12 protein-coding genes are annotated in these 13,389 nt (G+C 68.9%); 10 read left to right on the top strand and 2 right to left on the bottom strand.

Annotated elements, in window-relative coordinates:
- Positions 1–26 precede the first annotated feature (26 nt).
- Positions 27–1,163, top strand: coding sequence for an alpha-D-ribose 1-methylphosphonate 5-triphosphate diphosphatase (locus FHD67_RS08110; protein WP_046001046.1), 1,137 nt, complete (start codon positions 27–29; stop codon positions 1,161–1,163).
- Positions 1,164–1,197: 34 nt separating this feature from the next.
- On the opposite strand, the gene FHD67_RS08105 is transcribed toward FHD67_RS08110, so the two are convergent.
- On the bottom strand, positions 1,198–2,703 hold the full coding sequence (locus tag FHD67_RS08105) for an ABC transporter substrate-binding protein (RefSeq protein ID WP_139598402.1): 1,506 nt from the start codon (positions 2,701–2,703) through the stop codon (positions 1,198–1,200).
- A gap of 221 nt (positions 2,704–2,924) precedes the next feature.
- Here FHD67_RS08105 and FHD67_RS08100 point away from each other — a divergent pair, with 221 nt between their 5' ends.
- From FHD67_RS08100 to FHD67_RS08085, 4 genes are all read left to right on the top strand, one after another.
- The gene (locus FHD67_RS08100; RefSeq protein WP_045983896.1) at positions 2,925–3,353 is read left to right on the top strand and encodes a MarR family winged helix-turn-helix transcriptional regulator; all 429 of its coding nucleotides are present in this window, start codon (positions 2,925–2,927) and stop codon (positions 3,351–3,353) included.
- Positions 3,350–4,957: an efflux MFS transporter permease gene (locus FHD67_RS08095; RefSeq protein ID WP_127898986.1), complete on the top strand. Its 1,608-nt coding sequence runs from the start codon at positions 3,350–3,352 to the stop codon at positions 4,955–4,957. The genes FHD67_RS08100 and FHD67_RS08095 overlap by 4 nt, the downstream gene beginning before the upstream one ends.
- The gene (locus FHD67_RS08090; RefSeq protein ID WP_046001049.1) at positions 4,954–5,979 is read left to right on the top strand and encodes an HlyD family secretion protein; all 1,026 of its coding nucleotides are present in this window, start codon (positions 4,954–4,956) and stop codon (positions 5,977–5,979) included. The genes FHD67_RS08095 and FHD67_RS08090 overlap by 4 nt, the downstream gene beginning before the upstream one ends.
- A gap of 265 nt (positions 5,980–6,244) precedes the next feature.
- Positions 6,245–7,174, top strand: coding sequence for a bile acid:sodium symporter family protein (locus tag FHD67_RS08085; RefSeq protein ID WP_139598401.1), 930 nt, complete (start codon positions 6,245–6,247; stop codon positions 7,172–7,174).
- A 7-nt stretch (positions 7,175–7,181) separates the two neighbouring features.
- Here FHD67_RS08085 and FHD67_RS08080 read toward each other — a convergent pair whose 3' ends face one another.
- Positions 7,182–7,685, bottom strand: a complete 504-nt coding sequence (locus tag FHD67_RS08080; protein ID WP_139598400.1) for a cell wall hydrolase — start codon at positions 7,683–7,685, stop codon at positions 7,182–7,184.
- Between the two features lie 199 nt (positions 7,686–7,884).
- On the opposite strand from FHD67_RS08080, the gene FHD67_RS08075 reads away from it, so the two are divergent.
- The 5 genes from FHD67_RS08075 to FHD67_RS08055 all read left to right on the top strand — a co-directional run.
- A complete protein-coding gene (locus tag FHD67_RS08075) occupies positions 7,885–9,366 on the top strand; it encodes a sugar ABC transporter ATP-binding protein (protein ID WP_139598399.1) in 1,482 nt (493 codons plus the stop codon).
- Between the two features lie 50 nt (positions 9,367–9,416).
- A complete protein-coding gene (locus FHD67_RS08070; protein WP_246071264.1) occupies positions 9,417–10,424 on the top strand; it encodes an ABC transporter permease in 1,008 nt (335 codons plus the stop codon).
- A 46-nt stretch (positions 10,425–10,470) separates the two neighbouring features.
- A complete protein-coding gene (locus FHD67_RS08065) occupies positions 10,471–11,463 on the top strand; it encodes a substrate-binding domain-containing protein (protein ID WP_127898990.1) in 993 nt (330 codons plus the stop codon).
- Between the two features lie 62 nt (positions 11,464–11,525).
- Positions 11,526–12,281 carry a GolD/DthD family dehydrogenase gene (locus FHD67_RS08060; RefSeq protein WP_046001054.1) on the top strand — a complete coding sequence of 252 codons (756 nt, stop codon included), beginning with the start codon at positions 11,526–11,528 and terminating at the stop codon, positions 12,279–12,281.
- Between the two features lie 11 nt (positions 12,282–12,292).
- Positions 12,293–13,389: dihydroxyacetone kinase subunit DhaK (locus tag FHD67_RS08055; RefSeq protein WP_246071263.1), on the top strand; the 1,097-nt coding region annotated here is incomplete at its 3' end.

Genomic DNA, 13,389 nt, shown 5'->3' with positions numbered 1-13,389 from the left:
GATCCTTCAAGACGGAACCCGACCGCATGACCGACATCATCCTTGCCAACGCCCGCCTGGTCCTGCCGACCGAGGTGATCCACGGCCACCTGGTCCTGCGCGACGGGCTGATCGCCGAGATCGGCCAGGGCCGCGCCCTGCCCGCGGGCGCGCTGGATTGTCAGGGCGACCTGCTGATGCCGGGCCTGATCGAATTGCACACCGACAACCTGGAACGCCATATCGAGCCGCGCCCCGGCGTCGACTGGCCCCATGCCCATGCGATCATCGCCCATGACGCCGAACTGGCCAGCGTGGGCATCACCACCGTCTTTGACGCGCTGCGCGTGGGGTCGGTCGTGACGTCGAACAATGCGGGCTACGGCGAATATGCCCGCGCCCTGGCCGACGAGATCCTGGGCCTGCGCGCCCAGGGGGCGCTGCGGATCAGCCATTTCCTGCACCTGCGCGCCGAGATCTGTTCCCAGACCCTGCCCGAGGAGATGGCCAAGTTCGGCCCCCGGGACCGCATCGGCATCGTCAGCCTGATGGACCACACACCCGGCGAACGCCAGTTCCGCGACATCGGCAAGCTGCGCGACTATGTCTGCGGCAAGAAGGGCCTGTCGGATGCCCAGTTCCTGGACCATGTCGCCGACCAGCAGGCCCTGCGCGCCCGCGTGGGCGAGCTGCACGAGGCGACCGCCGTGGCCGAGGCGCGCCGCTATGGCGCGGTGCTGGCCAGCCACGACGACACCACCGCGCCCCAGGTCGCGGTCAGCGCGGCGCATGGCTGTCATTTCGCGGAATTCCCCACCACGGCCGATGCCGCGCAGGCCTGCCGCGACCACGACATCCGCGTGATGATGGGCGCGCCCAACCTGATCCGCGGCGGATCGCACAGCGGCAATGTCGCGGCCAGCGACCTGGCGCGAGCCGACCTGCTGGACATCCTGTCGTCGGATTACGTGCCGTCGTCGCTGCTGTCGGGGGCGATGATGCTGGGCGATCTATGGGGCGATCTGGCGCGCGGCATCGCGACAGTGACGCAGGCGCCCGCCCAGGCCGTGGGCCTGCACGATCGCGGCAGGCTGGCACCGGGCGCGCGGGCCGACGTCATCCGCGTGGCGCAGATCGGCGGCGCCGCGGCCGTGCGGGGCCTGTGGACACGGACCGCCGCCTGAGCCGCGCGCCCCGCAGGGGGGGGCGCGGCCGCGGTCAGCCCGACACGCCACGCAGCCGGATGATGCCGTCGGCATAGGGTTCGAACCCCTCGATCCCCTGGCGCATCGTGTAGAAGTACTTGATGTGGTACAGGTAGATCAGCGGCAGATCCTGTTTCAGGATGTCGCGCGTCTGGTCGTACAGCGCCTTGCGGGCCGCGGTGTCGGGTTCAGACCGGGCCTGTGCCAGCAGGGCGTCGATCTCTGCATTGCGGTAATGCTGGTCGTTGTTGGCCCCGTCCGACCCGACGAAGGGGTGGATGTTGGCATCCGGGTCGATCCGGCCCGACCAGCCCTGCAGCGACATGTCGAAATTGCCGGCGACGTTCTCGGACAGCAGCGTCGCGAACTCCGTCGCGCGCAGAGAGATGTCGAACCCCGTCTCGGCCGCCATGGCCTGGATCACCTGGCCGACCTGCTGGGCGATGGGGTTGTTTCCGATCTGCATCTCGACGCGGATGGGGGTCTGGACACCCGCCTCGGCCAGCAGGGCGCGGGCAGCATCGGGGTCGCGCGCGGGGATCGGATCGCGGTCGTCGTAATAGGGGGTGCCCGGCGCGGCCCATTGGTTGCCGACCACGTATTCCCCCTCGAACACGACCTGGTTCAGCGCCTGGCGGTCGATGGACAGCGACAGCGCCTGGCGGACGCGGGCATCGGCGCCCAGCGGTGCCTCCGCGCGGGGTCCGTTGCCGACGTTGATGGTGATGCCCTGATACCCGATGTTGGGCACCTCGAACAGCTGCAGGCGGTCGTCGGCCCGCACGCCCGGCACGTCGGCGGGGGCGGTGCGTTCGATGATGTCCAGATCGCCCGACCGCACGTTGGCCAGCCGCACCGTCGTGTCCGGGATCGGCAGATAGATCACCCGGTCGTAATGGAACTGGTCCGCGTCCCAGTGATCGGCAAAGCGTTCCAGCACGATCCGGTCGCCCTCGACCCGGTCGGCAAAGGCATAGGGGCCCGAACAGACCGGGGCCCGGCCAAAGGCGGCGCCCGCCGTATCGGCGGCATCGGGCGAATACATCCGCCCCGCGTGATGGGCCAGCTGCGCCAGCAGCGTCACGTCGGGCGCGGTCAGCGTGATGGTCAGTTCATGATCGCCCGTCGCCTCGACCCGGTCGATCGATCCCAGCTCCGCCTTGCGGCGGCTTTCCTGCATCGTCATGTTCCGCTCCAGCACGCGGCGGGCGGATTGCGCGTCAAAAGGCGTGCCGTCGTGATGCGTCACCCCCTCGCGCAGCGTCAGGGTCAGCGTCCTGCCGTCATCGGACCAGGCCCAGCCGGTGGCCAGTTCGGGGATGATCTCCATGTCGGCATTGGTGTTCAGCAACCGGTCGCACAGCGATTCATAGACCAGCGAGGACACGAAGGTCCGCGACTGTGCGGGATCCAGCGAATCCGGGTCCTCGTTCAGGCCGATGCGCAGGTCGGCCGCGGCGGCCATGCCGCCGATGGCGGCGGTGCCCAGGGCCGTTGCCAGAAAGGTGGTCAGCTTCATCGATGTCTCCCGATCGGTTCCGGCGCTTGGCGACGCCCTGTGCGGCCAGCCCGAAATGGGACCGGATCATTAGTGTATACTAAGGTTCACGATCCGCGGCTGGCAACCGTGATGCGTCTGCGCCTCGAAATTGCACATCCTGCAAATTTCTTTCGGTCAGGGCATTGATGCCGGCCGACGATATCCTTAGCTAGCTAACGAACCAGCCGAAAGGACGCGTCATGCCCCGCGAAAGCCCGATCCTTGATACCCTGCTGCGGGTCATGCGGACCCTGCGGCGCAGCTATGACCGCAGGGCGCGGGACGTGGGCCTGACCCTGTCGCGGGCGCGCGCGCTGACGACGCTGGCGCATCACGACGGCATCACCCAGACCGAACTGGCCGCCGAACTGGCGATCGAGGCGCCGACCCTGAAACGCCAGATCGACGCCCTGGTCGCCGGCGGTTTCGTCGAACGGCGTCCTCTGGATGGCGACGGCCGCAAGAACGGGCTGGTCGTGACCGAACGCGGTCGCGACAGCGCCATCGTCGAATTCACGCACCGCCTGCGCGGCGAAGTGCTAGAGGGAATCGATCCGCAGGACCTGGACCGCGCGGCCCAGGTGCTGGACCGGATCGCCCGCAACATCGAACGGATGGACCGGACATGAGCGCCCCTGCCGCACCCCCGCCGCCGCATCCGCCGCTGCCCGGATTGCAGGCCGTGGCCTATATGCTGGCCGCCACCGTGATCGGCCTGTCGCAGGGCCTGCAGCAGGGCTTCGTGTCCACCAGCCTGCCCCAGCTTGCGGGCGATCTGGGCATCACCACGACCAGCGCGGCCTGGCTGCTGGCGGTCTACATGATCCCGCGCGCGGCGCTGCCGGTGCTGCTGATCAAGATCCGCACCCAGTACGGGCTGCGGCGGTTCGCGGAACTGGGGATCATCCTCTATGCGCTGGTGGCGCTGGCGTCGCTTTGGGCGGTCGATTTCCGCTCGGCGCTGGTGCTGCAGTTCCTGGCGGGTGCCGCCGCGGCGCCCCTGTCGACGCTGGCCTTCCTCTATATGCTGGAACCCCTGTCCCCGCAGGCCAAGATGACCTTGGGCCTGCCCTTGGCGATGACGGTGCTGATGACCGGCCCCACGCTGGCCCGGGTCGTGGGGCCGTACCTGATCGGCGACGGCGGCATGACGGCGGTCCACGTGACGGGCCTGGGCATGGCGCTGGTGTCGCTGATGCTGGTCTTTTGCCTGCCCCTGCGCCCCATCCCCCGCCAGAAGGTGATCGAGCCGCTGGACTTTGCCAGCTTCGTGCTGATCGGCGCAGGCTTCGGCGGACTGATCGTGGCCTTCGTCATGGGGCCGATCTACAACTGGACGGATGTCGCGTGGATCGGCTGGCTGCTGGCCGGCGCGGCGCTGTCGCTGACCCTGGCGGTGGTCGTGGAGCTGAACCGCACCGCCCCCCTGCTGGACATCCGCTGGCTGGCCAGCCCGGCCATCCTGCACCTGACCGGCACGCTGTTCCTGTTCCGGCTGATCCTGTCGGAACAGTCGGCGGGCGCGCCGCGCATGTTCCAGGTGCTGGGTGTCGCGCCCCAGCAGATGACCGTCCTGTTCGCCGTGATCGCCCTGGCCAGCCTGATGGGCGCGCTGGCCTGCATCGCCTGGATGCGGCCCACCCGCGTGCCCCAGTTCCACCTGGCCGCCCTGCTGCTGATCGCCGCCGGAGCTTGGCTGGACAGCGGCGCCGGCGTACTGACCCGGCCCGCGCAGATGGTGGTCAGCCAGGCGCTGATCGGCTTTGCCGCGATGCTGTTCATGCCGCCCGCGATGATGGCGGGCCTGCTGTCGGCCCTGGCCAAGGGGCCGCAATACATCCTGTCCTTCGTCATCGTCTTCATCTCGACCCAAAGCCTGGGTGGCGTGCTGGGGTCGGGCCTGTTCAACACCTTCACCACCCGGCGCGAGGCGCTGCACCTGCAGGACCTGTCCGTCCAGCTGACCGCCACCGATCCGGCCACGGTCGCGACCCTGGCGGGCCGGGCCGCGATGCTGGCCGCCCAGATCCCCGATGCCGCCGCGCGCCGCGCGCAGGCGGCGACCGATCTGGGCCAGCAGGTCGCGGCCCAGGCCTGGGTCAGCGCCTATGCCGATGCCTATGCGCTGACCGCGCTGGCCGCCCTGCTGGCGGCGGCCGTGCTGCTGCTTCACCTTTTGCGCGACGTGATGGCCCGCCGGGCCGCCGTCCAGAACACCGGAACCACGCCATGAAGAAAGAGAACCTTGTCCCGACCGCCATTGCCCTGATCCTGGGCCTGGCGGGCACGCTGCTGCTGCTGTTCGCATGGGGCCTGCCGCCCTTCTCGACCGCCGCCCCCCAGACCGAGAACGCCTATCTGCGCGCCGAGGTCACGATGATAGCCCCGCAGCTGTCGGGCTATGTCACCGCGGTCGAGGTCGAGGACTATCAGACCGTCGCGAAGGGCGACGTGATCGCCCGCATCGACGACCGCATCCCCCGCCAGAAGCTGGCCCAGGCCGAGGCCCTGCTGCAGGGCGCCCAGGCCGCGCTGAAGGTCGCCGAACAGGACGTCGTGTCGGCCGAGGCCGTGGCCCGCGCCGAACAGGCGGGCGTCGAGGCCGCCGACGGCGCGCTGGAGAATGCACGGTCGCAGGCCGACCGCGCGGGGCAGCTGCTGGACCGGGGCGTGACGTCGCAGTCGTCGTCCGACCAGGTCCGGCTGGCCCTTCAGCAGGCCCAGGCCGCCCGCATCCAGGCAGGCGCCCGCCTGGACGTCCAGACCGAGGCGATCCGTTCGGCCAATGTCGCGCTGGACGCCCGCCGCGCCGACATCGCCAGCGCCGAGGCCGCCGTCCAGCTGGCCCGGATCGAGGTCGACAACACCGTCATCCATGCCCCCGCCGACGGCAGCCTGGGCCAGATCGCCGTCCATGTCGGCCAGTACGTGACCCCCGGCACTGCGCTGGTCCCCCATGTCGGCACCGACCTGTGGGTCATCGCCAACTTTCGCGAAACCGCGATGCGGGGCCTGGCGCCGGGTTCCCCGGTCAGCTTCACCGTGGACGCGCTGCAGGACCGCCGGTTCACCGGTCAGGTCGAATCGCTGTCGCCCGCGACCGCATCGGAATTCAGCCTGATGGCGGGCACCGCAAGCGCCGGCAACTTCACCAAGATCGCCCAGCGCCTGCCGGTGCGCATCACCATCGATCCCGACCAGGACCGCGCCGCCCTGCGCCCCGGCATGTCTGTCGTGGTCCGCGCTGGGTCCTGACCCGCCGACGGCCCGGCACAGACCGGGCCGCACAGGGGGGCAGCCGGCCTGGGGACGCGGCAAGGACGCAGTCGGCGCGCACGCGCAGCCGGGCCGGGACGCAACCGGAGTGCGGCCAGCCCGGGATGATGCAGCGGCGCGGACCCGACCACTCACGGCGCCGGGCCGGTTTTTCCGCCACCACGGGTTGAAGCCCGCCACGGGCAGCACTATGGCCCATGCCGAAACGTCAGGGCGCAGGAAAGCTGTGCCAGAGGAGGCATCGGTGAAATCATTGGCATCACTTTCGCGGTTCGTCGGCAATACTTTTGCGGCCTGGGTCGTCCTGTTCGCGGTCCTGGGCTTTCTGCTGCCCGACCTGTTCCGCCAGCTGACACCCTGGATCGTCACCCTGCTGGGGATCATCATGTTCGGGATGGGGCTGACCATCTCGGGGCGCGACTTTGCCGAGGTGCTGCGCCGCCCGGTCAATGTCGGCGTGGGCGTCGCGTCGCAGTTCCTGATCATGCCGCTGCTGGCGGTGGCGCTGACCATGATCATCCCGATGTCCCCCGAGGTCGCGGCGGGCGTGATCCTGGTCGGCTGCTGCCCCGGCGGCACGTCGTCGAACGTGATGACCTATCTGGCCAAGGGCGACGTGGCGCTGTCGGTCGCCTGCACCAGCGTGACCACGCTGATGGCGCCGATCGTGACACCCTTCCTGATGCTGATGCTGGCCAGCGAATACCTGCCCGTGGATGCCTGGGCGATGTTCCAGTCCATCGTCAAGGTCGTGCTGTTCCCGCTGGCCCTGGGCTTTGCGGCGCAAAAGCTGTTGCCGGCCTTCGTGCGCGCGGCGGTGCCCGCCCTGCCCTTGGTCAGCGTGACGGGCATCGTGCTGATCGTGGCCGCCGTCGTCGGCGCATCCAAGGGCGCGATCGTCCAGTCGGGGCTGATGATCTTTGCCGTGGTCGTGCTGCACAACATGCTGGGCTATCTGATCGGGTTCATCGCGGCGCGGCTGGCCGGGCTGGACCTGGCCGCCCGCAAGGCCATCGCGATCGAGACCGGCATGCAGAATTCGGGCCTGGCCGCGGCGCTGGCCACCGCCTATTTCTCGCCGCTGACGGCGGTGCCGGCGGCGATCTTCAGCGTGTGGCACAACATCTCGGGCGCGCTTGTGGCCAACATCCTGTCGCGGATGAAGGCCCGCTAGATCCGCCTCAGCGCCCCGTGATGCCCTCGATCTGCGGCAGCACGCGGGGCTGGGTCACCAGTTCCGGGCGGCGGCGTTCATAGAACGCGTTGCCGCCCGCCGTCACGACGTAATGCATGTTGTTGTAGGACGCGCGATAGCTGGCCGCGTGAAAGAACTGGGCGTTCTGGATCATCGGATGGCGTTCGCCGCGCAGCACGGACACGGCCGCCTCGCGCAGGCGCGGGGCCGACGCGCGGTCCATCCGCTTGGTCAGGACGCCGGGCGCGAACTGGTTCTTCTGCCCCACCACGCCGCAGACCGACCGCGGATAGTTCCCCGACTGGACGCGGTTCATCACCACGCTGCCCACGGCGATCATCCCGTCCCGGCTGGACCGGTTCGATTCGAAATACATGGCGCGTTCCATGCATTCCAGCTCGCTCTGACGCTTGAAACCGCCGCAGGCGGCCAGCGACGACAGCACCGCCAGCAGCGCGGCGCCGCGCAGCATCCCTTTTGAAAAACCCATGCCTGTCCCTGCCCCTGCAGCCTTGTTGTTTCGCAACGCTTAGCAGCAGGCGGGCCGTGCGGACAACTGCCAGATCATATCTGAACTATGTCACATCCCTGTTGACAGAAGTCACCCGCGCCGCTTAGCGTGCAAATGTCAGAGGGAGACTGACATATGTATCGGCACGCCCGGTGGGCGTCCGGCATGGGGGGACGACATGACTACGCCGCTGTTGGAGGCCTCGGGCTTTCGCAAATCCTTCGACGGCGTTCCCGCGCTGAAGCTGGGCCAGTTCCGGCTGGAGCCGGGATCGGTGCATGCGCTGTGCGGCGGCAACGGCGCGGGCAAGTCGACCTTCCTCAAGATCCTGATGGGCATCCATCACCGCGATGCGGGCACCCTGCTGCGCAACGGCCAGCCGGTGGTGTTCGACAACCCGTCCCAGGCCCTGGCGCACGGCATCTCGATCATCGAGCAGGAGCTGAGCCCCGTCCCGGCCATGACCGTGGCCGAGAACATCTATCTGGGCCGCGAACCGGTGGGGATGTTCGGACGCATCGCGTTCCGCGAGATGAACAGCCGCGCCCAGTCGCTGCTGGACGGGTTCCAGTTCGGCATCCGCGCGGACAGCCTGATGATGGACCTGACCGTGGCCCAGACCCAGCTGGTCGAGATCGCCAAGGCGCTGAGCTATGACGCCGAGGTCATCATCATGGACGAGCCGACCTCTGCCCTGGGCGAGGCCGAGGCCGACCAGCTGTTCGCCGCCATCGACACGCTGAAGGCGCGCGGCAAGGGGGTGATCTATGTCAGCCACCGCCTGTCCGAGATCTTCGGCGTCTGCGACAGCTATACCGTGTTCCGCGACGGCAGCTTCGTCGAGACGGGCAACCTGGCCGACATCGACAAGGACCACCTGATCCAGTTGGTCGTGGGCCGCCCCCTGACCGAGGAATTCGTCAAGGAGAACACCCCGCAGGCGCGCCGCCTGCTGTCGGTCGCGGGGCTTGCCGCCGATCGCGGCGTCCGGGACGTCAGCTTCGATCTGCACGAGGGCGAGATCCTGGCGCTGTACGGCCTGATGGGGTCTGGCCGGACCGAGATATTCGACCGCCTGTTCGGCCTGTCGGCCGAGACGGCCGGCACCGTGACCATCGACGGGCGCCCCGCCCGCATCACCACCCCGCGTGAGGCGATCGAGGCCGGGCTGGCCTATGTGACCGAGGACCGCAAGCGGTCCGGCCTGGTCCTGACCGGCGACGTGCGCGAGAACCTGTGCCTGGCCACGCTGGAGCGCATGTCCGCGGGCCCGGTGATGAACGCCCGCGCCGAGGGCCGTGCCGCCACCCGGATGATCGACACGCTGAACATCCGCACCGCCTCGGACCGGCTGAACGTCGCGCATCTGTCGGGCGGCAACCAGCAGAAGGTCGTGCTGGGCAAGTGGTTCCTGACCGAGCCGCGCATCCTGCTGCTGGACGAACCCACCCGCGGCGTCGACGTGGGCGCGAAGCGCGAGATCTATCGCGTGATGTCCGATTTCGCCCGCGCGGGCGGGGCGGTCATCATGGTGTCGTCCGAGACGGACGAGGTGCTGGGCATGGCCGACCGCGCGGTCGTCATGCGGGACGGGCGCGTGGCGGGCGAGTTGGACCGGGCCTCGATGTCGGCCGAGAAACTGCTGCATCTGGCGGCCTGACGCGCCGGGACGGACGCCGTCGACGGATGCATGAACGGGAGAGAGACAGGGTGGAAGACCAGATCAAGACCGCAGCGCAGCCGCGCCGCATGATCCCGGCGCGGATCGGACGTGACGCGCAGCGATACGGCATCCTGATCGCGCTGGCGCTGCTGTGCATCGTGCTGTCGATCGTCAGCGAGAATTTCCTCACCTCGCGCAACATCATCAACGTGCTGCGCCAGACCTCGATCAACGGGATCCTGGCGATCGGGATGACCTTCGTCATCCTGACGCGCGGCATCGACCTGTCGGTCGGATCGGTGGTCGCGCTGGTGGGCGTGGTTTCGGCCAGCTTCGCCACGACCTCGGCGGCGGGGTTCATTCACGGCGCGCCCTACATGCCGCTGATCCCGATCGCGGTGGGCCTGATCACCGGCACCGCGATGGGCGCGCTGTCGGGGATCGCGGTCGCGCGCTTTGCAGTTCCGGCCTTCGTCGCGACGCTTGGCATGCTGTCTGCGGCGCGCGGGCTGACGCTGATCTATTCGGGCGGACGGCCGGTCCCGGCGCTGACCGACGGCTATCGCTGGATCGGGACGGGCGACATCGCGGGCATCCCGGTGCCGATCATCCTGTTCGGCCTGGTCTTTGCGCTGTCGCATTTCGTGCTGACCCGGACCCGGTTCGGCCGCCATGTCTATGCCGTGGGCGGCAATCCGCACGCCGCCAAGGTGTCGGGCCTGCCCGTCCGGGCCATCCGGTTTTCGGTCTATGCCATATCGGGCGCGCTGGCGGGGATCGCGGGGATGATCCTGGCCGCGCGGACCGGCTCGGCCCTGCCCCAAGCGGGTGTCGCCTATGAGCTGGACGCCATCGCGGCGGTCGTGATCGGCGGTACCAGCCTGGCGGGCGGCGTGGGCCGGGTCACCGGGACCGTCATCGGCGCGCTGCTGATCGGGGTGATGAACAACGGCCTCGATCTGCTTGGGGTCGAATCCTATTACCAGCAGGTGATCAAGGGGGCGCTGATCGTGGCCGCCGTCATGCTGGACCGGTCCCGCAAGACCGAAGACTGAGATCCGGCGCGTGCCGGGACATGGTGTCACCGAGGGAGGAAACCAGATGACGACGAAGATGATGATGACGGCCAGCGCATTGGCGCTTGGCCTGGGTCTTGGCGCGGCGCAGGCGCAGGACGACCCGATCAAGATCGGCATGGCCGCCTATGGCCTGAATGCCGAGTTCATGCAGCTGTGGTCGGCGGCGGGCGAAAAGCACCCGGCGGTCGAATCCGGCATGGTCGAGCTGACCATCTTTGACGGCCGCTATGACGCGCTGGTGCAGCAGGACCAGTTCGAGACGATGATCACCCAAGGCTTCGACGCGATCGTCTTTGCGCCGATGGACGTCGAGGCCGGCGCCACCGCCGTCCAGCTGGCCGTCGATGCGGGCATCCCCGTCGTCGGATCGAACGCGCGGGTCAACAGCGACCTGCTGACCGCCTATGTCGGATCGAACGACGTCGAGGCCGGCTATCTGGAGGCCAAGGCCGTCCTGGACAAGATGGGCTGCCAGGGTGCGGTGGTCATCATCGAGGGCCCGATCGGCCAGTCCGGCGAAATCCAGCGCGGCGAGGGCAACGAGAAGGCCCTGGCCGAATGCCCCGACGTCAAGATCCTGGAACGCCAGACCGGCAACTGGTCGCGCGCCGAGGCGCAGGCCCTGATGGAGAACTGGCTGACCGCGCATGGCAACGACATCAAGGGCGTGATCGGCCAGAACGACGAGATGGCCCTGGGTGCCATCGAGGCGATCAAGGCCGCCGGCATGGACGTGGCCGATTTCGCGATCGCGGGCGTGGACGGGGTGACCGACGCGCTGAACGCGGTCAAGGCGGGCCAGATGGATTCGATCCTGCAGGACGGCGAGGCCCAGGCCCTGGGCTCTATCGACGTGGCGATCAAGGCAGTCAAGCCCGACTATGAGCCCATGTCGGCGATCTGGGAACAGTATCCCGACATGCCGTGGAACAACGGCGCGGACAAGGAATACAACGTGCCCTGGACCCCGGTGACCGCCGAGAACGTCGACGCCCTGCTGGCCACGCGCCAGTAACGACCACCCCCTTCGGCGGCACGCCTGCCGGAGGGGCCACCTGACCCACGAAAGGACTGCGGATGGCCGCTTCACTTGATTTCAGCCTGGGCGGCCGGACCGCCGTGGTGACGGGTGCCGGATCGGGCATCGGCGCCGCCATCGCGCAGGCCTTTGCCGCCCAGGGCGCGCGCGTCGCGCTGCTGGACATGAACCTGGCCGCCGCGACGGATGCCGCGGCCGCCCTGCCCGACGCGCAGGCCTTTGCCTGCGACGTGACCGACGCGGCCAGCATCGGCGCGGCCGTCGATGCGGTGACGCAGGCCTTTGGCGGCATCGACATCCTGGTCAATTCCGCGGGCATCGTGGACCTGGCCTCGGCCGAGGATCTGAGCGACGGCGCCTGGACGCGCACCATCGCGGTCAACCTGACCGGCAGCTTCCTGATGGCGCAGGCCGTGGGCCGCGGGATGATCGCGCGGGCAAAGGGCGGGCGCATCATCAATCTGGCCAGCCAGGCAGGCTCGGTCGCGATCGAGGGGCATGTCGCCTATTGCGCGTCGAAGTTCGGCATCGTCGGCGTGACCAAGACGCTGGCGCTGGAATGGGGCGGGCACGGGATCACCGTCAACTCCATCTCTCCGACCGTGGTAATGACCGATCTGGGCCGCAAGGCCTGGGAGGGCCCCAAGGGCGAGGCGATGAAGGCGCTGATCCCCGCCGGCCGCTTTGCCGAACCCCACGAGATCGCCGCGGCGGCGGTGTTCCTGGCATCGGACGCGGCGGCGATGATCAACGGCGCCGACCTGCTGGTCGACGGCGGATACACGGTGCGATGATGGGGGACGACATGACGACCAAGGCGATGCAGCGTTTCGTCAACGACCCCGACGACATCGTCGACGAGACGGTGGCGGGCTTCATCAAGGCGCATCGCGACCTGGTGCGCAAGGACCCGGCCAACCCGCGCGTGGTCCTGTCGCGCTTTGCGCCCCAGGACGGCAAGGTCGGCATCGTGACCGGCGGCGGGTCGGGGCATGAACCGGCCTTCATCGGCTATGCGGGCCGCAACCTAGTCGATGCCGTGGCCGTCGGAGAGCTGTTCTCGTCGCCCACCGCGAAAAGCTTTGCCGATGCGATCCGGGCCGCCGATGGCGGTGCCGGGGTCGCGGTCCTCTACGGCAACTATGCGGGCGACAACATGAACGTGCGCATGGCTGCGGACATGGTGGCCGAGGACGGGATCGAGGTCGCGACCGTGGTGGCCAATGACGACGTCTGTTCCGCCCCCGCATCCGAACGCGCCAAGCGCCGCGGCGTGGCCGGAGAGATCTTCATGTGGAAGATCGGCGGCGCCAAGGCCGCGCTTGGCGGCACCCTGGCCGAGGTTCGGGCCACGGCCCAGCAGGCGATCGACGCCTGCCGGTCGGTGGGCGTGGGCCTTGGCCCCTGCACCCTGCCCGCGGTGGGCCATCCGAACTTCCAGATCGCGCCCGGCACGATGGAGGTCGGTATCGGCCATCACGGCGAACCCGGCACGCGGGTCGAGGCGCTGAAGACCGCCGACCAGGTCGCCGACGACATGGTCCGGATCGTGCTGGACGATCACGCCCTGCCCAACGGAACCGAGGTCGCGGTGCTGGTCTCGGGCCTGGGCGCGACGCCCGTGAACGAACTCTATGTGCTGTACGACCGGATCGAGGTCGGGCTGGAACGCGCGGGCCTGCGGGTGCACCGGGCCTTTGTCGGAAACTATTTCACATCGCTGGAGATGGTGGGGGCCACGCTGACGGTCATGGCGCTGGACGACGACCTGAAGCCCCTGCTGGACATGGACTGCGCGGCGCCCGGCCTGACCGTCGCGGGCACACGGCCGGCACCGGTGGGCGCTTTGTCGGGCGGTCCGCGCCACCGCGCCGCCGCCGCGGCCGCCGACAGCGCCCCCCG

It is taken from the genome of Paracoccus haeundaensis (genome assembly GCF_006239215.1).
GTDB lineage: Bacteria > Pseudomonadota > Alphaproteobacteria > Rhodobacterales > Rhodobacteraceae > Paracoccus > Paracoccus marcusii.
Note: the sequence above shows the minus strand (reverse complement) of the source record. Positions and strands in the feature narration are given on the sequence as shown.